We start from the raw sequence: 21,757 nt of genomic DNA, 5'->3' as shown, positions 1-21,757 counted from the left end.
AGGATGGCTTTATGACTATTTCAAAACAATGTATTATAAGCCTTGATGAAATTGTATCAATGCAGTTTTCCGATAATACGGATACAGCCTTACGAACAATTAAGCATGATGATATACAAGCAATAACGGATATTTTAAATACTGCAAAATATGATGATGAGCGTAATGATGGAAGGATGTTTAAAATGACTGCACCGCATTTAAGAATAGAAATACGATATAGTGATGACAGTGAAGTAAAAATCCAATTATGGGATGCGCTTATGCATGTCAATAAAATATGGTATAAAATTGACATAAGAGCTATTAAAGAAATATTATATGGTAAGGAGTTATAAAATGAGTATTATAAAAAATTGGGAATCGAACAAACAAGATAAACAGTCGGCTATGCCGCAACAGAAGCTTCATATCAATTTAACTAAAAACGGTTTGTATATTAATGATGAGTTTATTGAAAACCTGTCAATGGATACTCTTGCGGAGAAATTCGGTGAATATAGAAAAGTATTGCATAAGACTCCTGATGGAACAGTAAGTAAAGATGATTTAGAGGAAATATATATCTGGGATAATATAGGAATAAAGAGTTTTGTTTCCAAAGGATGTATCAGCGAACTAGACATAAGAATATGTGAAGATAAGGAATGGGAGAAAAAAGTAAAATTTTCGTTTTTCGATGTAAATCCCAAGCAGGTGTTTCCCGGCATTTTTACGATAAACGGTAAAACTATTTTGGAAGCTATACCTCAAAAAACATTGAGAGATGCTTATATATTTTTAGAAATGAAAGTGGAAAATTGGAAAATAAATTGCTCATTGTCGAGCAAATTAAACTCGGTTCTGGGCGCAATATCTTTTCAGGAGCGTTTAAGAAAATCAAAAACCGATGAGATAGCCGATTTGGTATGTGCCGAACCTGAACCTATACGGGATATAAGTTTTTGGTATAAACCGCCGAGGGTGTCAAGCGGTAAATGGGCGCTGCCAAAGGCGGAAGGTGAAGTGTTAACATTTACAAACTTCAATTTTAAACTTGCTGTTATCCAAGAGCTGATGTACAAACAAGAACTGCTTAAACCGAAATTTGATGTATATGATTTTTGCAATGATTATGCAAAAAAAGAAATAGATCCCGATGATTACTACGATAAAATGATACCTGAAGTAAAAAGCTGGTTTCAGCAATTGGAGATTCCTGCTGAATTGGCCCCAAAGGTAACACAGCTGTTTCTTGATGGCGGAAATGAAATTAATATGCAGCTTATTCCGCAATGGGATGGCGAGGATAACTTATTTGATATTAAGTCTATTTCTGATGAGGAGTTGGCACAGTTTCCAAACTTAAAACTTATTGACGGAACCGTTATTTATATTTCCGAAAAAGCAAAGAAAAAACTTATCAAGAAAGGAATTAATATTGCAGAATAAATTTAAGTCATAAAGGATATAGCATGCTTCATTTTGAAAAAGTAAACGGGAAAAACATTTGGGATATTCTGAAACTGCAGGTATCGGAAACACAGAAAAGCTTTGTTGCTGCCAACGATATAAGTATCATTGAAGCCTATATTACAATCACCGCAAATGGTTATGCATTTCCATTCGGGATATATGACAATGAAACACCGGTCGGATTTTTGATGATCGGTTTTGATGTTCATGACTATTGGATTGATGCACCTAAAATAGCAAAAGGGAATTATAATCTTTGGCGGCTGATGATTGATAAAGCGTATCAAAACAATGGATTTGGAAAAGAAGTAGTTAAATTGGCTCTAGATTTTGTTAAGACTTTTCCTTGCGGAAAAGCTGAATGTTGTTGGTTGTCTTATGAACCTGAAAATCAAGTTGCGCGTAAACTATATAGCTCATTCGGTTTTGTTGAAACAGGAGATACGGATGGGGAAGAACTTATCGCAGTGTTAAAGCTATAATATAAAATAGAAGATAGATTATAAACCGCATGGTTGATTTTGGAAGAACCTGTTGTTCGTATTCTCAACATCTTATACTACCCTATTCGTCTTCTCTCAGTATTTTCTCGTACTGTAAGCATAGGAATTTCGATTTTTGATATACATACTTTTATCCTGTCTTGTAGCGTAAATAGTCTGGTCTCATGTAGAGCCGATACGCATTCAAGAACCCCTTTTTCAGTGGATTACATCTGCATCAGTCCACTTACAATAGCGAGAAATCCTATTACCATACAAGCATAACAAACAAATTTGTTATTGTTTGAATTTCTTTTTTTGAATAACAACACTGCTCCAACAAGGATTAGCAACAATCCAAACCATACACTTCCCAAATATAATTCTGATGCCATTCTATCAAGAAAATTGTCCACTGTTCCTTCTATTTTTTGTTCCATTATAAAATCTCCATCTTATTTATTTTTTTCATCAAAAATATCGAACACAAGATACCAATCATTACCATTGCCGCTGCTAACACATACATCGCTGCTCGATTAGGGTTTGCATTTACCACAATATTACACATTAACGAAGCAAGGAGAACTGCAGAAATAATAGTTGTCGGCACTGATTTTTTGATAAATCCGATTCCTACTGCTATCACTCCGATAGTTGCAGCTATCGCTGACATCAATATGGTATTTTCAACAATGTTCAAGATAATAGAAACTGTAAAGTTGTTTCCTACAAGATGAATGAAATTTTCAGTGATACCGAATATCAAAAAAACAATAAAGTTACAGATAACCATTGATATAATCGTAAATCCACACACAATCAAAAGTTTGGATAACACAACCTTTTTTCGACTGACCGGATAGGAAAAAAGTAAAATAGGTCGCTTACCCGAATAATCTTCAATAACAAACCTGCAATACATCACTGCAGACATCACACAAAATACTGCCATGTTAAAAACACAAAATAGAGAAATAAGATTATCATATCCTGCAAAAATTGCCATGTCTTTATCATTCGGCTCTATCAAAGGGGCATATGCAAAAAGAAAAAGGAAACCAATCATCGTAATCGCTATGATAATATCCGCTAAGATATAAGTGTTGATGTTATTCTTTTTTAATTCCAATCTAATCAGCGTTTTCATTTTCTTTTCTCCCTATCATAATATCCATAAAATACTCTTCCAGACCTGATGGATACTCTACCTTCACCTTATCCATCGAGACCTCTCTCACTATCGTTCCGTTGACAATGACCCCTATTGTATCCGCAATATGCTCTATTTCTGTCAAAATATGACTGGAAATCAGTAATGTCATACCCTCTGTTTTTGCAAGGTACAAAAATAAGTCCCTCATTTCCTTAATTCCCATAGGATCCAGTCCGTTAATCGGCTCATCCAGAATCAATAGTTGTGGTTTATGGATAATTGCTCTTGCAATCGCTAAACGCTGACGCATTCCCAAGGAAAAAGTAGATACCGGCTGAACACCAATATCCTTTAATCCGACTTTTGACAAGACATCCTCTACATTCCCACCTTCCTTGCCCATGTAGGCAAGATGCATACGCAAATTTTCTGCTGCCGACAAATGTTCATAAAAAATGGGAGTTTCTATCAAAGTACCAATCTGTGATAACATATCACTCGGTGTTGAAAGATTATCTATTCCAAACATTTGTAATTTTCCCATAGTCGGTGTAAGAAGTCCTGAGAGAAGTTTGAATACCGTTGTTTTCCCCGCTCCGTTCGCACCTAAAAAACCATAAATCGTACCTTTTTCTACATGCATATTACAACCTTTAATTACTTCCTTACCGCCAAAAGTTTTTGTAAGGTTATTTGTTTCTATAATGAAATGATGATTCATCGGTCTTATCCTCCTTTGGATATAATTTTTGCAATAGCTCCAACGATTTTTCAATAAGTTCATCACTGAATACATCGATGCCTATCGACTTCATCATATATTGTAAAAATCCGAGTCTCGAGGATAACTTCTCACCATCACAATCAAAAACAGCCGGATCACACCACACATTGAGCAATAGCATAAAAACTTCCGCACATTCATCCGGAAAATCTGTAACGATAGAGCCATCTTGTATTCCTTTCTTAATAATTTTTGAAACAAAGTTAGAATCCTTATTGACACAAGATTGCATGTAGGATAGGACAAACTCTGCACTTTTCATGCGTACACTCATTGCATCATCTAAATAATGTGCTTCCTGATTCTCGATATTTTTCTCCAAAATAAGTTGCAACTGTTCTTTTCCACTCAAAAACCGGGTCTCTTCCATAAAGTTTTCTATTGTACCCTTTACACTTTGCTCCTGCTTCTCCATAACAGATTTGATAATTTCATCCTTCGATTTAAAATGATGATAAATAGCCCCCTTGGATATTCCGGCAGCTGTTGCAATATCCATCATGCTGGTCTTATCGAATCCCTTTTGTAAAAACAGCTTCGCTGATACGGATAAAATAGCCTCAATGGTAGCCTTTGCATTATATTCTTTCGCCATAGCTGATACACCTTCTTATTAAATTCCGACCGTTCGGTTTTTTATAATATCTTTTATCTGTTATTTTGTCAAGAGCTTTTATAAATTATTCTCTCACAGTCTCTTGCATCATACTTGGCTCATAGATGTTATCTATCATTGTTGTAACTACAATGATAGATAACTTAGTAGGATGATATGATGTATCCTATTTTTAATTTGTAATGCTGAAACTCAATATTTTGTTCAAAAAAATAGAGCATTTCAGAAACTTAAAAAGTTCCAAACCGACTCTATAACAGTCTAACAACAGAGAATCATCAAATCATCAAAAACAACCCTTGTAGAGATTGAAGCGATTCAACTATGCCATCAGTTTTCAATTTTACAAACAGATTCCCTTCCTTGCATAAAGTTACTTTTCATGAAAAATAAAAAAGACCATGTATCTTTGGTAAAAACGCCCTTGCTAACTGCTCTAACGGATATAAAAACGCACATTATCTTAACATGTTATCATCTTAAGACAATGTGCGTTATCAAAATTGCTCTATTTTAATCACTCTATTTTAATTGCTCTATGAAGTTTGGAGTGATACAATAAAAATGTAGAATATTCTACAAAATGTTGAAGGTAATTTTGGGAAAGGAGACTGTGGTAAAGCAGTATTATAAAACCGAAATATAAATATATTTGGAGGAAAGAAAATTGAATAAAACATTATTTTTAGGAGCGGTGCTTATTGCAATGACGGTCGGCAGTACCGGTGTAAATGCCGAAAAAGCAGACATACCGCTTGCCGGTAAGACGTATACGGTAAGAGGCGTATCGTTTACGATGATCACCATTCCTGCCGTAACGGACGGTACCCTCGGATACGGAGAATACGACGTAAACCCTGCACATACGGTCAGCTTGCCGTCCTACCGGATCGGCGAAACGGAGGTAACGCAGGAGTTGTGGCAGGCGGTGATGGGCAATAACCCGAGTGGTTTTAACGGTAATGACGAAGAAACGAAACCTGTCGGCGACGAAGAGCAAAAAAGGCGGCCGGTAGAAATGATAAACTGGTATCAGGCTATTGCCTTTTGCAACAAGCTCAGTTTGAAGCTCGGCCTTGAACCCTGTTATACGGTAACAGTGAAAGGAAAACCGATAGACTTTGCCTCACTTCCATTCGATAAAATTCCTTCTGAGGATGAATATATGTCCGAAAAGGAGACGGCAGTAAAGGCATGGGATGCCGTAACCGTAGATATAAGCAAAAATGGATTCCGGTTGCCGTCGGAGGCCGAATGGGAATGGGCAGCAAAAGGCGGTGCAGAAAGCCGATGGGCGGGCACGGATAATGAAGAAGAAGTCGATCGATATATGTGGCATGATGGGAATAGTGAAAACCGAACCCATGAAGTAAAAAAACTGAAACCGAACGGATACGGGCTCTACGATATGAGCGGCAACGTGTGGGAATGGTGTTGGAACCGCTTTAAAGATTTTTTGCCCGACTCGCTTGTAGAAGCAGATATCGTTGACATTGACGATATCCACGATTCCTGCCGTGTCTTTCGGGGCGGCGGTATAGATATCGATATATATAACGCAGCGCTGCCGATCAGGCTCTTTTATACTCCCGATTTTCATGCAGGTAGTCTCGGATTACGCTTGGCATGCAGGTTGTAATTTTTGCATCTTTCGAATCGCTTATCATACCGCAAGAAAAAAAATACGGCGCGGCTTTGTGTAGGGGGGATTATAACGACTGAGCTCTCTCATTCATTCCAATCACGTGCTATTTCGGTTGAAATCTCAAAACCGGTCATGTCATTGCTTTCATTAAAATGAATATAAGCAAAGTATTCATTCCAAAAAAGATGATCGCTTCCGGTTGACCATTTAATGCCGTAGTGCAGCTGGGTTATGTCTTTCGTATTTTTCGGCGGTACTAACCATAGTTTTTTATCGAATGTTTTTTGCAATGTTTCTTGTTGCAATGGAACGAGCAGCTCAACATCATCAAGACAATAACGAATTGAATTTTCTCTTGCATCGGAAATGCAGTATTCGTCAATTTTTAAATGAATGATTTTACAATCCTCTAATACCGTATCCTTCTTTTTATGACCGTAAAGACCGATGCTCCCGATCACAAGGCCATCTTTTACAAGAAGATAATGAGCATAAGGTATAGCAGTATTATTTCTTCGGAATCCTTTTTCAACGAGAATACTCCGATCAACGGGATATTTTTTAAAAGCACCACAAGAAAGCAGTTTTTTATAATCTCTGCCGGAAGGATTAGCCTGTTTTACATAAATATCGAATCCGTCTGCGGCTATATCGGCAACAGTTGTATGAGCAATCTTAATCTTTGTGTTGTTAATCGTAAAAACCGGAGCCCTCACCGGAACGCTGATTATGATATATACCAAAAACATATAAAGTGAAAATATTGCGACAGCCACAAACACAAAAATACTTCTTCCGGTACGCTTTCGTGCATTAAAGAGAGCCATAACCGGAGGCAAAATAATATATGTTGCCAAATTAGAAAATCCTGAGCCTCCCTTTTTTATCACCTGTAAGGCAAATAATACCGCCCCAAGTATCGAAGATGCATATACTAAAAACTCACTGAGCGCCATTTTTGTAGTATCTGTCTGTTCATTTACTGCTTCTTCCATCAATGATTTTCCACCGGAAACAGTTCGTTTCATATAAATATACATTCCGAAGATAACCGCTAAAAAAATAAGTCCTGAAACGGAAAGCAGTAAAATAAAAATTAATCTTCCCAATCTATCGTCTCCTCATCTATATTATAGAAATATCTGTCTATGCGTTTTATATTCATTAAGCTTTTTTCTCATTATCGGTCATTATTCCAAAATCAGGTTCATATATTTTTTCATATCCTCTATAAAATCATCAAAGACTGCCAAATCGATGAGCTCTTCATGTTCCATATCATAGCTTGCAATCTTTTTTGTTTTCGGGTTCCATACAATATAAATATGACTGTAATCTCCGAGAGAGCGGGAAAGTCTTAATAATTTTTGTCTGCCGAATTTAAACGGAATAGTATCAATCAGTTTGAAGAACTCAAGATATCCAAAGTCGGAATCCTCTAAATCAAAGTGTAGGTTTTCACCGGTTAAAAATTCAATTATTTTCTTTGGCAATTTATACAGTTTTAATTCATCCAATTTATTTTGCGTTTGATGAAACTCGGGAGGCTCTAATGATTTAAAATATTTTGCCATTTCCTCATCGCCTTTTTCCAAAGCTATGCTATATGGACGCATTCCGTCTTTTTCGGCAATCGTAACATCCGCTCCATGCTTTACTAAAAATGTACACATTTCCAAATCAACATATCTTGCAGCTACACACAACGGAGTCGATTGATCGGAATATACCATGTCGGACTTATTGTAATTAATATCTGCTCCATGTTCAATTAGAAATTCCAGAGTTTTATAATTACGGTCAGAAACCGCGTGGCGTAAGAGCTGTCCGCCGTATTGAGCTGCGCTATGCCCAAGTTCTTGTATAATCGAAAAATTATCAAAGCGTTTACCATAGTACGCTTCTAAAAAAGCTTCCGAACCTACGTTGTTCGTTACATCTATCTTTGCTCCATGGGAAACAAGATACCTTATTACCTCTTCATTACAATATCTCACTGCGAGAAGAAAACTTGGATGCTCCTTTGCATTAAGGTTTGCTCCTTTTTCCGTCAGCCATTTTATAGATTGAAATTTTTCCATTATCAATGCAAAATCCAAAGGTGAGAGAGCGGTGTATTTGCCTACTCTGATTTCTTTATTAAGCTTCCATCCCTTTAATAGATGTTCTTCCAATGTAGAAATATTTTCATTTAGTACATCATTTAAAATTTGCGGTATAGATTCAAATTTTCCGATGTTTCCGATTGTTATCATACTTAAATCCTTGTTTACCTATTTCTCGAAGTGTTAAGCACCTCTCTTTTAATCTTTAAATAATTCATATATTTCTCTCTCATATACAGTATTGGCATCGTGTGTTAAAAATTAATTTTTCAAACATCCTATAGGCACTATAAAAATACCATCCTCTCGTTTATATGCAAACTCACCTATTCCAATAACTATCAGCAAAAAAGAAGGAGCAGGCATTTTTGATGTATCAATTTTATTCGACAGCGATTTTAAGTTTTCTGCTGCATCTTCAATAAATGTTTGTCCTCCCAGTTTAATTTCTACTAAACCATATCTGCCATTTTTCAGATGAATTACCGTATCACATTCCAAACCTGATTTATCCCTATAATGTAAAACATTACCTCCAATACTTTCTGCATATACTCGAAGATCTCTGACACATAGTGTTTCAAATAGCAGCCCCATTGTGTTTAAATCATTAATCAAATCTTTCGGTCCAATTCCAAGAGCGGCTACTGCTATTGAAGGATCTACATAGTATCTTGTATCGGAAGTTCTGATTGATGTTTTTGATCTTAAATTAGGATTCCACGCAGGCATATCTTCGACCACAAAAATATTTTTTAGTGCATTAATATAGGATGCGATGGTATCTTCATTCAAAGACTCCGTATCATTTGAAATTATATCATCCCTCAGCATAGTGTTGGAAATTTGCGTTCCTTGATTTCTTGCAAAAGACCTCATCAATCTTTTTACTCTTTCCGGATTTTTACTCACACCATCAGCTCTATTAATATCGGATTTTATGACTGCTTCATAGTAATCTTCAGCTTGGAGTAATGCCGGTTTTTCCTTCATTCCAACGGCATGCGGCCACCCGCCTCTGCAAATTAAAAAAGCCAATTTTTCTATGCTTAAATTATTCATACCGTCTATCACACTAGGATTTTCAAAAAGCTGATTTAAACTTACTTCTCCTGTTGAATCTCCTGATTCAAATAAAGACATTGGCCTCATCATTAACCATGTAAAACGTCCTGTTCCCGAATGAGTTATTTCTTTTGATTCTATCGGTACTGCCGAACCTGTAAGTATAAATTGACCTTCTTCACCTCTTGTATCAACCTCATATCTTGCTGCATCCCATAGCTTTGGTGCTATCTGCCATTCGTCAATAAGCCTTGGGGCATTACCTTTTAGCAATCTTCCGGGATCTATTTCAGACATTTGGATATTTGTTTCTCTTTTGCTTGGCTCATCCATTCTCAATATACTGCCTGCAACTTGCATTGCCGTTGTCGTTTTTCCGCACCATTTAGGGCCTTCAATAACAACAGCTCCTTTTGACTCAAGTTTGTCTTTTAACATATCGTCTACTATGCGGGCTCTATATTCTTTCATTAAACTTTACCTCTGCATATATTATGTCGTTTTTTCGGCGTTTTGGCAATATTTCTTTCGTCGTTTTGGTTGAAAATCTTTCGGCGTTTTGGCAGTTATTTTACATTCCATTCAAGTAACGGAGGTGGTTGTTTTAAGTAATTTGAGTGATTCGGTTGTTTTATTTTATTACAATCCATTTTCCGTCACGTTTTGAACCAATCCTTTCTATTATGTTTTTTTCTTGTAAAGTTTTAAAAGTCCTTTCAATTGTTCTTTTGGAAACTTCTATTTTTTCTGCAAGATCAGCGGAAGTATAGCTTGGTTTTTCTCTTAACAGTTCAATTACTCTTTTCTCTGTTTTATTCAAACCGACATTCAAACCGACATTCAAACCGACATTTTTATTTGTCAACACAGCCGTAACTTCTTTTTCAAATGGAATTATGCAGCGGATATAGTTACTTTCAATTTCAAAAACTTTTTTTCCATACTTCTCGACAATTGTCGGGATTCCATGCCCCGTATGTTCTGTCAGACCCATAGTTAGAAAAATTCTCATCAATGTTGCATTTCTCGGTTTACTGATACCCTCGAAAAATTGTTTCTTAGTTAAGCCGTTTGGAAGACCTCCGTGTGACAATATTTCAAGTCTGTCGTTATACATAGATATTTGCGGTTCGGTAACCAGCCAATCATTATGAACTAGAGCATTTAATATGGCCTCATTTACACAGTCATAATCAAATAAATAGGTATCTTTTCTAGGTCTAACTGTTGTATTTGAAATACAGATATTTTCAGCTTGTAATCTATTTTTTATTTTGCTATAAGTTGTTAAAAGGCAGCCATAGCCATAGTCGCTTCTTTCAGAAATTGAAGCTTTGTTTTTCCCTTGAAATTTTACAAATATAAAAGGGATATTATTTTTATCCGATAATAGTTCAGCTAATAAATTGTATTCTCCGATTTCATTCCGTAAGTTCAAATTACTTTCAAAGGTCTTATCTTCCAGATGATAACCTTTCTCAGAATAGTATATTTTGAGCTCCCTAAAAGATAATTCTTTTGAATTTGATTTTTTCTTAATCATGTATTCTCTATCAATAAATTTCTGTTCATATCTTATTTTTATCTGTTCCGGAGTCATTTCTTTGCAAGTTGTTCCTATCCTTATCGAACATCCGGTAGAAGAAAACCCATACTTCTTTTGGCAATAAATATGGTTTTTGCCTTTATTAATGTGAATTACAATGATTGGTTTTTCATCATCAAATTTTATCTCTGATTTTATTTCGTCTTGCGGATTCGGCTCTATTTGTGATGTAATAATATCGGATATTTTCCTAAGCACTTCATCACTTTTATTTACACCAACTACAATACCATTATCTTTCACTCCAACAAAAATTGTCCCGCCGTCTCCATTAAGAAAAGATACTATTTCTTTTACAATCGTCTCCCTATATTTTTCTTTTAACTCTATTTTTTCCGATTCAATGTATTTATTCATTTTTGTTATCCTTCTGATATGGTAATTATAGCATATCAGTAATATTTATAAAATACAAACGCGTTTAACACCTTAATTTTAAATTATATTAAACATTTGAATGTACATTAAATTTATAAATATCGTCTTCATTATCACATTTTATCAAATTATTATTTATGTTGTTAATTCTCCGATATAGTGCATTATCATTTTCTCCGTTATTTCTTTTCTCCGATAAAATCAATTACATCTGACCAACCTTCATCTTTTGCATCATAAGCCCAGCGTTTATCCGTCAAGGCTTCAAGAGCATCAATGCTTTTATGTAAAGCCTCAGACATTTCTTTTCTTTTATCTGCAGGAATCGAATTTAAATATGTATCGCTTATTCGTGCGGAGGATTTAATACCCCGACGCTCTGCGTCGTAACAAAGGGTATTAAAGCCGACTGCAACCACCTTATGAGAACAACATACCCCGACGCTTGCGTCGGGGGTGTTGATTTTGAATCTGACATTTTGAAGAAAATTGACCGTATCTACATAGGTGCTCGAATCTTCAAAAACCGTATTTTCAGGGAAACATTTTATCACGTTTTCAAAGGCTGTTTTCATATCGGATAATTTTAATGCTGCCAATGTGTCGGGAACATAACGGATAAGCTGCGGGTAGTTACAGATAAATTCCCACCAACCGTCACCCTTCCAATTTCCTATGATGTTAACGGCAATATGAAAAAGAAATAAGTCTTCATCGGTTTGATTTTTAATTTCTTCTATTTCTCCGATTTCCCATAGTTTATCCGACACTTCCGCAAAGAAACTTTCATTAAAATTTTTTTGATTTTTAATTAATTCTTTCAATGTAAGCATTTTATTTCTCATGTTTTGCTACTTCGAAACATCAAATCCCAGTCTCTTTAAATTGTTCATTTGTTTTTGTTGATGTTCTGCCGTGCCGGCTCCGGTTAGAACGTCGCTGTAAATTTCACTTGCGGGCCAATCATCGTAATAATTATTGAGGAACTGCGGGACTTTTTCGTACATAGGTTGAATGATTGAAATAAAGCCCTGTTTAAGGCATTGAATATAAGTTTTTTCATCAAGTATTTCAGTATGGCCGTATTTGTCAAATGAAGTTCGGCGGTTGAGGGCACCTTCAATGTCCCAAGGTGTAAATACAACTAAATGCAGAGGTCGGCTCCAGCGCTCAATATCCGTTTTATCGGGCGAAGGAAAAAGCTTTTTCCAAAATCCTCGTTTTACTGCATAGCTGCCGATAGAAATATACAGGCGGTACGGTGTATCCTCAAATGCTTCTTCTGATATTTCACCGGAAACAGGTTCGAATACTCCGTATAAATCACAATTTAAAAGGCGGGCATAATAGGATTTTTCGCCTGCATCTATTTCGTAAATTGCGCCAAGTTCGTATCGTGCCATTTTATGTCTTCTTTTAAAGTATTTATTTCTTTTGCCATGTAAAAAGCCCTTCACCAATTAAATATTGTTTATATTATATCATTTTTAATCGGAATTTTCTATCCGTATAGAGGCGGTTATTTTTACGAGCCGGCTGTAACAAAAGTTTGTAAGAAACTCCCGCACACAAAAAAACCGCCCCCGAAGCCGAAGTTTTCTCCAACTTGAGAGCGGTCGATTTAATTGTTAATTTGTAATGTGTAATTTGTAATTAAATTATCCATTACCAATTTCTAAAACCCCACAATCGTGCCGAAGTCTTTCCAGCCTTCTGCGGCTTGGTAGAGAGCTTTGGAGCCGGCGGGCACTTTAAGCGTTGCGGAACTGATGGGCGTATCTTCAAACACGTGGCCGCTTGCCGTAATAGCCGGCGGGGTTGTCGCTCTGCACGTTACCGTTGTCAGGGCACCACAGTTGTAAAAACATGCCCAGCCCAACTTAGTAAGCTGTGACGGCAAATCTACCGTCTGCAGCTGAGAACAGTCCTTAATCCCTGAAATCTCCGTTATCCTTTGCGGTACGGTAAGTGAAGTGATTGCTATACCTTCCAGTGCACGAAATCCCAGATATTCAAGCGAATCAGGCAGCGTAAGATTTTGCACGTTTGTGCAGTAGGAAATCGCTTCTTGTTCAATACGCTTTAAGCCGTCAGGCAGCCTTATGGTTTGCAGTGCGGAAACACCTCCAAAAGAATCTTTTGCCAATGTCTTTACGCTTAAAGGAACCTCGTAATCAGTGCCCGGTTTACCCTTCGGATACCAGCGCAGTATGCTTTTATCGCCGTTAAAGATAACGCCGTCTACTGAAGAAAGGTAGGTGTTATCGGCTGCGACCGTTACGCTTTGCAGCGTATCTCCCCATCTGAAGGGAGCTTCTATATCCGTTACCGTGTAGGTTTCGCCGTCGTGGATAACTTCTTTGGGTATGGCAAGCGTTGTTCCCGTGTAGGCCGTGTAATTCCCTGAATCAGTATTGGCGGTTACGCTCACCTTTAGAGCGGTTTTATCCGTTACGTGGTAGCGCACGCCGGCTTCTGCAAAGTAGTCGGGGATAAAGGCGGAAGGCTTTACGGTAATGGTACCCGAAAAGTCGGTCTGTCCGCTTAGCGTGTCGGTTACCTTTATGCGCGTTGCGCCGGCTTTGCTGAAAGTTATCTTGATGTTGCCGTGGCCGTTCAAATTCGACGTATCGAGCGTGATGATGCCCGCCGGTTCGGGAACAGCCGTGTAACTGCCCGATCCTGCCGTTACCAGTCTGTAAAGAAAAGTTTCCCCCTTATTTTTGGTAACGTCCCGCTTGTCCAGCGTGAGGTCTGCTCCCGCATATTTGAACTTTACTTTGATGTTCGCATTCGCCGTTACCGTGTGGTTGTACGTTTCGTTCGCTCCCGCTTCGGGTATGTCGCTGCCGCCGTTTGTCCACTTGTCTACGGCAAAATTGGTATCGGCGGGCGTCGCGGTAAAGACGACGGTTTTGCCCTGTTCCACTTTATTGCCCGAACTGATTTCGGCACCGTCAACTTTTGCAGTGAGCGTGCCGTGTCCGCCGTCCACGCCGAAATTGATAGTATAAAGCAGCGCCCAGTTTGCGGTATATTCCGCATTTGCAGCGGGGAAGACCGGAGTTGAAGGCAGTGCGGGATTCCATCCTTTAAAAACGGAATCCGCTTTTACGGGATCGGCGGGAACTTCCAAAGCTGTGCCGTATTTGCCGGATTTTACGACATCGGTCGCATTGCCTGCAATGTTACCGCCTGCAAGTTTAAAGGTTACGTTCACAGTATTGCGCTCGTAATAGAGTTCTACAACGGTACTGCCGTCGGCGGCTATCGTGCCGGCTGTCTGTACGGTTCCGTTTACTTTGGTAAGAGCGGAATTGTAGGTAAAGCCCTCGTAGACTCCGCCGGTTTTCGGCGTGTATACGACGGGGTCTCCCGATGTGCCGCTTTTATTTTCGCTTTCCGTCGGCTCTGCAGGATAGGTGCCGTCCGTTCCTTCCTGATAGTGCTTTACCGTATACGAAGCTTCGCCGGGCGGAAGCGCTTCAAAGCTCACCTTTACGGTAAGATCGGCTTGAAGATTTACCTGCGCCGTGTTGTTTCCCGCAGTTCCCGTACCCGCTTCAAACACCATTCCCGTGCCGATTATCTGCCACTCCTTTACTTTGTAACCGGGGTTGGGATTTGCCGTAAAGGTTACGGTTTTGCCCTTTTCGACTGCACCACCCGAATTGATTTCGGTGCCCCCGACTGTCGCTTTGATCGTACCGTTTGGCGTAGTGCTGTCCACGCTGAATGTTATGCTGCACGATACGGGCACGGGCGGTGTGGGCGGAGTTCCGCCGCTTTCAAAGTTCACCTTCACGGTTACCGCCTTGGTAACAGGAAATGAATAGGAATTGTTGGTGCCGTTTACGGCCTTGCCGTCAAGCGTCCAGCCCTTTACCCGGTAGCCTGAGTTAGCTGTTGCCGTAAAGACAATCGTTTTACCCTGTTCCACCTCAGCACCCGAATTGATTTCGGTGCCGCCAACTGTCGCTTTGAGCGTGCCGTTTCCGCCGTCCACGCTGAATGTTATGGCGTGCTTAGGCTTTGGCGTAGGCGTTCCGCCTCCTCCACCATTTCCGCCTCCGCCCGCTGCATTCGGGCAGGCGGTCATTCCAAAGAGCGCAATGAGCGCTAAAACTGCGGCTGTGATGAGCGCCGCCCCTCTTTTCTTGTGTTTCATAGAATAACCCTCCTTATATTTTTAATTTAACCGCTAAGCACGCCAAGGACGCAAGGTGTTTTAAGAGAGGCTTTGTAAGACATTCTTTTATAATCCTTTGCGTTCTCTGCGGGCGTTGCGGTTTCCTTAAACGGTGTAATGTAAAAAACGCACAAAGACAGTGCTCCTGTCCTGTGCGTGTTATTAGTTGAGGAAATTTGTGTGTGTTCTGGGTGCATTGTGCAGATTACGCGCTTATACCGCTTTGTCCGCTTGTTGCTTGTTGCTTGTTGCTTGTTGCTTGTTGCTTGTTGCTTGTTGCTAAAAATTGTGTCAGGCACACTGCTGCGTGTCAAGTACTTTACTTCTCTTTTCGCATTTTTTTGGTGAGAATGGTTGTAGCTGCTGCTATCAGTGTGTTTTTCTGTCATTAGTGTACAGTATAGCACGGTTTTTTAGATATTTCAATCTTTTGAGGATTTTTTTTAATTTAACCGCAAAGATACAAAGAGCGCAAAGGAATTTTTAATGATGTTTTGATGACATATTCTTTTATTTACCCTTGGCGTTCCTTGCGGTTTCATTTTACATCTGCACCGCCTATTTTTAAAAAGGCTGATTTTTATAGAGCTTTTATTTCTTCAACGGAAAGCCCTGTAACCTTTGAAATTAAGTCAATGCCAAGATTTTCATATCTCATCAGCTTTGCCGTTTCAAGCTTTGTTTGGTATGAGCCATCTGCGATGCCTTCAGCAAAGGCGATTTCCCGTTCTTCGGCACGCTGTACCGCAATATCAGTATCGTAGTCGTATTCTGCTACTAACATGTTTATTACCTCCCGTGATTTTCTCTGTAAGTATTCTTTTAATATTCCTTTTTCTATGCATATCTTTACCGCATTGGTAAAACCGTTTTCGCTGTCGAGTTGGGTTTGCTTTCTTACCTCTTCTACAAAGAGGCTGTATTCTTCAAGTGGTTTGCAGGCTGTTAAAACTTTATTTGCTTTGTTCGTGTTGATATTGAGAACCCGTACCGTTAACTCCAGCGGCACTTGTTCAGGTTTTGTAATAAAGGCATCGGAAAGTTTTAAAACTGTAGTTTCAGGCTCTTTTACAAATATACGAGTATCTACTGCGTTACTTCACAAAAAACAGTCCTCGACGTGCAAAAAGCACGCCTGCGGGTGTTTTTTGTTTGTGCCTTGTATCTACTTCGTCTATTTGCAAAAGTCATTTCAGTACCGCCACGGATGGCGGTGGTTTTAGCTTTACGATGTTTTGAGCATAGCTCAAAACTCGAAGTCAAGGAATGTACACGGAAGTACATTCCTTGACTGGGCATATTTTCGTTTATGGTTGATTGGTGCTCTGCAAGGACGATAATCTTATTGTCTACAAGGCAGGAAACATCGTTGATTATGTTCATATACATAACATTATCGAGCCTTATGTTTTCTACAGGACAAGACATTTGCAAATTCGTTCCATGCAAGGCATTATAGAGCGATAAAAAATTCTCTTTTGCCTTTTCATCTTCACTGAAAAGATCTACAAAAACCGAGTCTTTATATTTTCTATTTGCCGTACTCATAGCCATCCCCTCATTGATTGTATTATACCACAATTACCTCAATTTTGTAAGGGAGTATTTTTTTTAACCGCAAAGATGCTAAGAACGCAAAGACTCTTTGATGGATGGAAAAACACCGTAAAATCATGTATAATTTGAAAGATAAAAACGGATATGAATTATGTTCGGATTAGGAGAGAGAAAATAAATGACCACTAAAAAATTTGCTCAGTATATGGAAAAACAATGCAAAGGAATAAATAATTTTTCACTGGAAGCCATTTTTGAAGATTATATTGTACTTGTGTCAGGGAAACGAATCGGAGTACTGTATCAGGAAAAGTTTTATGTCCTTTATGCACCAACTTTTGAAAAAACGGAAAATATAGTGCCTTGTTTTAAACCGGTAAATTTATTTAATTGGAAGTATTATCAATTGATTGAAGTTACAAATCTTGAAGATAAGGAGAATCTTGAAAAAATCATACATTATGTCTATCATGAATTATATTTTCTAAAAGAAGTTGTCCTTGATATAGGATTTTTATTTCAAAGTTATAGAGGTTATCCCGAAACTATTTATACTCTATATGAAGAAAATATTACATTCCTTAATTTTGCCTATGAAAAGAAGCTGATAAAGGAAAATCCTGTAGACAGAGAAGGCAGAATTGTAAAACTTTTATATACGAATCTCGATTTAACCGAAACCGGACAGAAAATTTTATATGACTTATATAATAAATGGCTGACCTATACGGATAAAAATGATGCCGATTCTTTAAAAAGAGCACGGAATATAAAACAATTGGAAAAGTATTATGAAAAACTGATGGTATAAAAATAGATAGATGGACACGAGAATGGATAACTCAAATTTTAATATTCAAGAATGGGTAAATTTAAATTCTTATACCGACAGTAAAGGTTGGAAAGGATATTGCAGAAGAAATAAACCTTTCACTATTTTTCGCGCAAATAAAATAGTCGGTTATTTTATGCATTTTTTTAGAAAACATACAAATAATATAATTATAGTTTCTAATATTTTCAAAGTAAAAGAATATAATCTAAATAAGAGCAACATAAACAATTACATAAAATACATAGAAAAGTATCTGATTGATTTTGGATATATAGAAACAATTAGCGCTTCTATTTACGATAATGATAATTGTTTATCTTTGGGATTCAAAAAATTTCTCACTACGGATTATGATGTTATAGCTATGTTCTCTTTGTTAATGATGATGAATGAAGGAATTGACGGACATTGTTTTTTTGTTTTTGATGAATTAGGACTTATTGCTTATCCTCATGATGATACAGGTTTTGGATTTATACGCATCAAAAATACGAAAGTTCACTATGAGGATATGTTTCTTGAAAATGTATCTCAATTTTCAGATTTTACAAGCGTTTGGTGATTATTCCAATCAACATATCCCGACGCAGAGCATCGGGGTACAGTGCTCAATGTTTCGCACTGTATGTTCTATAAGGTGGTTGCAGTCGGCTTTAATACCCTTTATTACGACGCTCGTGTCGGGGTATTAAACCCTCCGCACGAATAAACGGCCTTAACCGGTATACGATATCCGTACATGGAATGAAGATCATACCGAATGGAAAGAAGGCGCCATTATTACCCATAATGAAATGTTTAAATTTCAAAAACTGTTAACGGCCTATCTTAAAAAGAGATTGGGATAAAATTACCGCATTTGACTGTGAAGATTTTGAAATATTAGAATTTTTGAAATGAGTTTTTAGGAGGAAGTTATAAAACCAAGAGAACTTTGCGAAAAAGCATGGCAAGAAATAGCACGCAATTTCCCCGACTTTAAAGTGTTAGGTAAAGGAAAGACTTTACGAAAAATTGCAAATAACAAAGACATTATTTTTGAAATATATTTTCAAGCCAATAGATACAACTGTGAATCTAATGTTGAGTTTATCCCGCATATCAACATTTATTCAAAGGCTATGAAAAAAGCAGGCATAACCAGTGAAGGAATTATTTACGGCGGAGAACTTAGTTCTTTAGCCGGACGAGAAGCGGGCGCTTGGTGGCAGTTGGCCGGAGCAAGCTATAGAGATACCGTAACGCAAATTACGGGATTATTACATAAACACATTATGCCTTTATTTGCAGACTTTGAAGATACAAATAAAAATATCGAAAGAATTTTAAACGGCTCATTAAAAGGGTATGCTTTGCCCTACTATATCTACTATTTTGGCGGCAAAGAGCCGGCTGAAAGATATTTTAATAAAGTCATCAAAAAAGATAAGTTAAAGAAAAAATATATTTCGTTTTATAGCTCATTAAAAGAAATTCCAAAAGAAAATATCGATTTACATTTTGAGGACTTTTACGGTGCAAGTTTAATCAAATTTGCGTATTTACATGGTTTAGAAATTATTCAATAATCTTTAGAAAAATGGGACAGGAGGAGGTAAACTATGGACGAGCGTATTGAGCAATGGATAAAAAATAATCCTACTATTTTTTGAAAATAATAGCGGTTGTGGTTTTTGTTTTCGGCGTTTGCCTCATTGTAGGCGCCGTCAGAGATTGGGATTAGCTGTATGCGCCGGACGCACACTATTTCGGTATTTTCGTAACCGTATTGTTTGTCTTTTTGCGATAAATGTATCGGCAAACGGTTTCTTCCGTTAATTTGATTGCTTTTATACTAATGAAGCAGGGAACTTCTCAAGCATATTTTCCATTATCCGTATAACAGAAGCTCCCTGTGTATCGTCTTCATTACAGCGAAAGCTGGTTTAGATACTTCATGACGCTCTGTGCAGCTTTTCGATTCCGTGCGCTGCTGTCGCTTACCTCATCGATAACTTTTCTAATCTGTTCCGTGTCGCCGCTTACACTGCTTATCGTACTGTCGATATTTTGAGAAATTTCAACAAGCCTTGTCATTTCTTTACCCACTTCCGTATTACCTGAGCGTATTTGTAAAGAACTTTGCTTAACCTTTGCCGTTATGACATTGATTTCTTTGACAGCTTCGAGCACTTGTGCATTACCGTCATTTTGTTTCGTCACCGAGTCCATAATAGTATTACTGCCGCTATTAACCGTCGAGAGCTGCTGCATAATTTCTGCAAACTGAATAGCAGTTTCTTCCGCAACCGAATTCAATGCTTCAATCTTTTCTTTCAGTGTTTTCAACACTGTCGTAATGGTCTTACCTTGCGTGCTTGATTCTTCTGCAAGTTTCCTAATTTCATCAGCGACAACCGCGAACCCCTTGCCGATATCCCCTGCATGAGCTGCCTCGATTGCGGCATTCATTGCAAGCAAGTTGGTTTGACTTGCAATATGTTGAATGACATTACTTGCTTCCAGCAAGCCCTCAGATTGTTCACTGATGTTTTTTACAATTGCATGAGCATTCGATACTGCGGTATTACCGGCATCGGCAGCACTATTTAGATGCTTAATCGAATCAACGGTATTTTCTATCGTATGGGTAACCGATTGAATATCGGAAACCATCCGTTCAATAACGAAAACAGCTTGGCCGATAGAAGTCGATTGTGTTTCAATACTATTATCAAGGTCTTCGATATTCTCTATAGCTTGATGGATGTTTTCCTGCATTTCTAAAACACCGCTCAACTGCTCTTGAATATGGTCTCGCACAAAAGATACACTCTCGCCAATCTTCTCGGCAGCCGTAGAAGTTATCTTCATATTGGAAGACAACGCCTCTGCCGTATGAGTTGAAACGGTAACACTTTCATTCAGTTCTGTTAAGAAGTTTTTATTAAATGTAAGCAATTTATTAAAGTCTAATAATAACAGAGCTATATCATCCCGTGTCCATGCACTAAGAATTTCTTGCCGATAATCTCCGTTTGCTAATCTCCTGACAATTTGCTGTATCAACACTATTCTTCTTTCAAATGAACGTATGATGGCCAATAAATTAAATACTGAAAAAATTAAACCATATATAAAAAGCGGTAAAACTGCTGTAATAAGCTTGGTGTGGGTATCATGTTGCTGGTACCGTACAATCGGTGCAAGCACTAAAAGAACCACTGCGAAAATACAGGTAACGGACATAAACGCTACGCGCTTTAACATAGAAAGAGAGAGCGTACCTTCTTCGATCGGAACGAATGATGCCCATTTTTCAAAACTTCTAATCGCACTTGAAGCAAACAAACTTCCGATTAAAAAGATATTTCCAATCGTACTAAAGACTGCGGATAAGAAGATGCCGACATTTCCTATTAACCCCATTTCTATAGAAATAAAAAAAGGAATGGTAAAGGCTATTACAAGCGGGATAATCATAACAAGTCTTTCATATAGTACGATATACTTTTTTGCTTTGTCCGGATTCCGTTTCCAGTCTATGATTGCAGGAATCATAATTTTGTAACGTATGATAGGATTGATCGCTGCCAACAGGATGCCGATAATAAAGGCTTTTGTTCTGACAACTTCGCTTAAACTACCGGTACTTCCGACAAAGGGTGATGTAACAAAATTAGCTGCTATCCATCCGAGGTTGGTACATAAATCAAAAATAAGAATTTGTTTAGGGGGATTTTGATATTCCTGCATTGCTGTTGTTTCTGCCATAATACTCTCCTCTCTGTGTATATGTGCCAACTTTTTTATATGGTGAAACGGGAATGTCCCAAAAGTTTCTGTCTTTCGGGACATCCTCAACAAATTCAAAATTAAATTTTTATATATCAATGATTTAATTT

At 37.8% G+C, this 21,757-nt stretch carries 19 protein-coding genes and 1 pseudogene; 7 read left to right on the top strand and 13 right to left on the bottom strand.

What is annotated here, in order from left to right:
- The first annotated feature begins 11 nt into the window (after window positions 1-11).
- From HGH47_RS01090 to HGH47_RS01080, 3 genes are read left to right on the top strand one after another with little or no spacing between them, the layout of a single operon-like run.
- On the top strand, window positions 12-338 hold the full coding sequence (locus HGH47_RS01090; protein WP_230974381.1) for a hypothetical protein: 327 nt from the start codon (window positions 12-14) through the stop codon (window positions 336-338).
- A gap of 1 nt (window position 339) precedes the next feature.
- Window positions 340-1,431, top strand: a complete 1,092-nt coding sequence (locus HGH47_RS01085) for a DUF6892 domain-containing protein (RefSeq protein WP_212565129.1) — start codon at window positions 340-342, stop codon at window positions 1,429-1,431.
- A 23-nt stretch (window positions 1,432-1,454) separates the two neighbouring features.
- Window positions 1,455-1,937 carry a GNAT family N-acetyltransferase gene (locus tag HGH47_RS01080; protein WP_212565130.1) on the top strand — a complete coding sequence of 161 codons (483 nt, stop codon included), beginning with the start codon at window positions 1,455-1,457 and terminating at the stop codon, window positions 1,935-1,937.
- A 227-nt stretch (window positions 1,938-2,164) separates the two neighbouring features.
- On the opposite strand, the gene HGH47_RS01075 is transcribed toward HGH47_RS01080, so the two are convergent.
- Genes HGH47_RS01075 through HGH47_RS01060 form a run of 4 tightly spaced genes read right to left on the bottom strand, consistent with a single transcriptional unit; the run spans window position 2,165 to window position 4,472 of the window.
- Complete coding sequence (locus HGH47_RS01075) at window positions 2,165-2,377, bottom strand: LPXTG cell wall anchor domain-containing protein (RefSeq protein ID WP_162663493.1); 213 nt, start codon at window positions 2,375-2,377, stop codon at window positions 2,165-2,167.
- Window positions 2,377-3,087 (bottom strand): ABC transporter permease, encoded by a 711-nt coding sequence (locus HGH47_RS01070; protein ID WP_162663492.1) that lies wholly within the window; start codon window positions 3,085-3,087, stop codon window positions 2,377-2,379. The genes HGH47_RS01075 and HGH47_RS01070 overlap by 1 nt, the downstream gene beginning before the upstream one ends.
- Window positions 3,071-3,814 carry an ATP-binding cassette domain-containing protein gene (locus HGH47_RS01065; RefSeq protein ID WP_162663491.1) on the bottom strand — a complete coding sequence of 248 codons (744 nt, stop codon included), beginning with the start codon at window positions 3,812-3,814 and terminating at the stop codon, window positions 3,071-3,073. The genes HGH47_RS01070 and HGH47_RS01065 overlap by 17 nt, the downstream gene beginning before the upstream one ends.
- A complete protein-coding gene (locus HGH47_RS01060; protein ID WP_014263033.1) occupies window positions 3,783-4,472 on the bottom strand; it encodes a TetR/AcrR family transcriptional regulator in 690 nt (229 codons plus the stop codon). Before HGH47_RS01060 ends, HGH47_RS01065 begins: the two co-directional genes overlap by 32 nt.
- Window positions 4,473-5,160: 688 nt before the next feature.
- Between HGH47_RS01060 and HGH47_RS01055 the strand changes: the two genes are divergently transcribed.
- Window positions 5,161-6,132, top strand: a complete 972-nt coding sequence (locus HGH47_RS01055) for a formylglycine-generating enzyme family protein (RefSeq protein WP_212565131.1) — start codon at window positions 5,161-5,163, stop codon at window positions 6,130-6,132.
- Between the two features lie 89 nt (window positions 6,133-6,221).
- On the opposite strand, the gene HGH47_RS01050 is transcribed toward HGH47_RS01055, so the two are convergent.
- From HGH47_RS01050 to HGH47_RS01015, 8 genes and pseudogenes are all read right to left on the bottom strand, one after another.
- Window positions 6,222-7,247, bottom strand: a complete 1,026-nt coding sequence (locus tag HGH47_RS01050; RefSeq protein ID WP_212565132.1) for a hypothetical protein — start codon at window positions 7,245-7,247, stop codon at window positions 6,222-6,224.
- 81 nt (window positions 7,248-7,328) lie between these two features.
- Window positions 7,329-8,393, bottom strand: coding sequence for an ankyrin repeat domain-containing protein (locus tag HGH47_RS01045; protein ID WP_432909770.1), 1,065 nt, complete (start codon window positions 8,391-8,393; stop codon window positions 7,329-7,331).
- 111 nt (window positions 8,394-8,504) lie between these two features.
- The gene (locus tag HGH47_RS01040) at window positions 8,505-9,746 is read right to left on the bottom strand and encodes an ATP-binding protein (RefSeq protein WP_230974384.1); all 1,242 of its coding nucleotides are present in this window, start codon (window positions 9,744-9,746) and stop codon (window positions 8,505-8,507) included.
- Window positions 9,747-9,939: 193 nt separating this feature from the next.
- Entirely contained in the window at window positions 9,940-11,271 is a 1,332-nt protein-coding gene (locus HGH47_RS01035; protein ID WP_432909767.1) for an RNA-binding domain-containing protein, read from the bottom strand.
- A gap of 200 nt (window positions 11,272-11,471) precedes the next feature.
- Window positions 11,472-12,125 (bottom strand): hypothetical protein, encoded by a 654-nt coding sequence (locus HGH47_RS01030; protein WP_330997225.1) that lies wholly within the window; start codon window positions 12,123-12,125, stop codon window positions 11,472-11,474.
- Window positions 12,126-12,143: 18 nt separating this feature from the next.
- Window positions 12,144-12,695, bottom strand: coding sequence for a hypothetical protein (locus tag HGH47_RS01025; RefSeq protein WP_432909917.1), 552 nt, complete (start codon window positions 12,693-12,695; stop codon window positions 12,144-12,146).
- 272 nt (window positions 12,696-12,967) lie between these two features.
- Window positions 12,968-15,460 carry a leucine-rich repeat protein gene (locus HGH47_RS01020; protein ID WP_230974386.1) on the bottom strand — a complete coding sequence of 831 codons (2,493 nt, stop codon included), beginning with the start codon at window positions 15,458-15,460 and terminating at the stop codon, window positions 12,968-12,970.
- A gap of 601 nt (window positions 15,461-16,061) precedes the next feature.
- A pseudogene (locus tag HGH47_RS01015) lies at window positions 16,062-17,029 on the bottom strand (hypothetical protein).
- Window positions 17,030-17,216: 187 nt separating this feature from the next.
- Between HGH47_RS01015 and HGH47_RS01010 the strand changes: the two are divergent.
- The 3 genes from HGH47_RS01010 (at window position 17,217) to HGH47_RS01000 (ending at window position 19,441) form a co-directional block, all read left to right on the top strand.
- Window positions 17,217-17,849, top strand: a complete 633-nt coding sequence (locus tag HGH47_RS01010) for a hypothetical protein (protein ID WP_212565135.1) — start codon at window positions 17,217-17,219, stop codon at window positions 17,847-17,849.
- 10 nt (window positions 17,850-17,859) lie between these two features.
- Window positions 17,860-18,435, top strand: coding sequence for a hypothetical protein (locus HGH47_RS01005; protein ID WP_212565136.1), 576 nt, complete (start codon window positions 17,860-17,862; stop codon window positions 18,433-18,435).
- Window positions 18,436-18,790: 355 nt separating this feature from the next.
- On the top strand, window positions 18,791-19,441 hold the full coding sequence (locus HGH47_RS01000; protein ID WP_432909914.1) for a DUF4304 domain-containing protein: 651 nt from the start codon (window positions 18,791-18,793) through the stop codon (window positions 19,439-19,441).
- Window positions 19,442-19,781: 340 nt separating this feature from the next.
- On the opposite strand, the gene HGH47_RS00995 is transcribed toward HGH47_RS01000, so the two are convergent.
- Complete coding sequence (locus HGH47_RS00995) at window positions 19,782-21,626, bottom strand: methyl-accepting chemotaxis protein (protein ID WP_212565137.1); 1,845 nt, start codon at window positions 21,624-21,626, stop codon at window positions 19,782-19,784.
- Window positions 21,627-21,757: the final 131 nt, after the last annotated feature.

The sequence above is a fragment of the Treponema sp. OMZ 805 genome, from assembly GCF_050937395.1.
Classification (GTDB): domain Bacteria; phylum Spirochaetota; class Spirochaetia; order Treponematales; family Treponemataceae; genus Treponema.
Note: the sequence above shows the minus strand (reverse complement) of the source record. Positions and strands in the feature narration are given on the sequence as shown.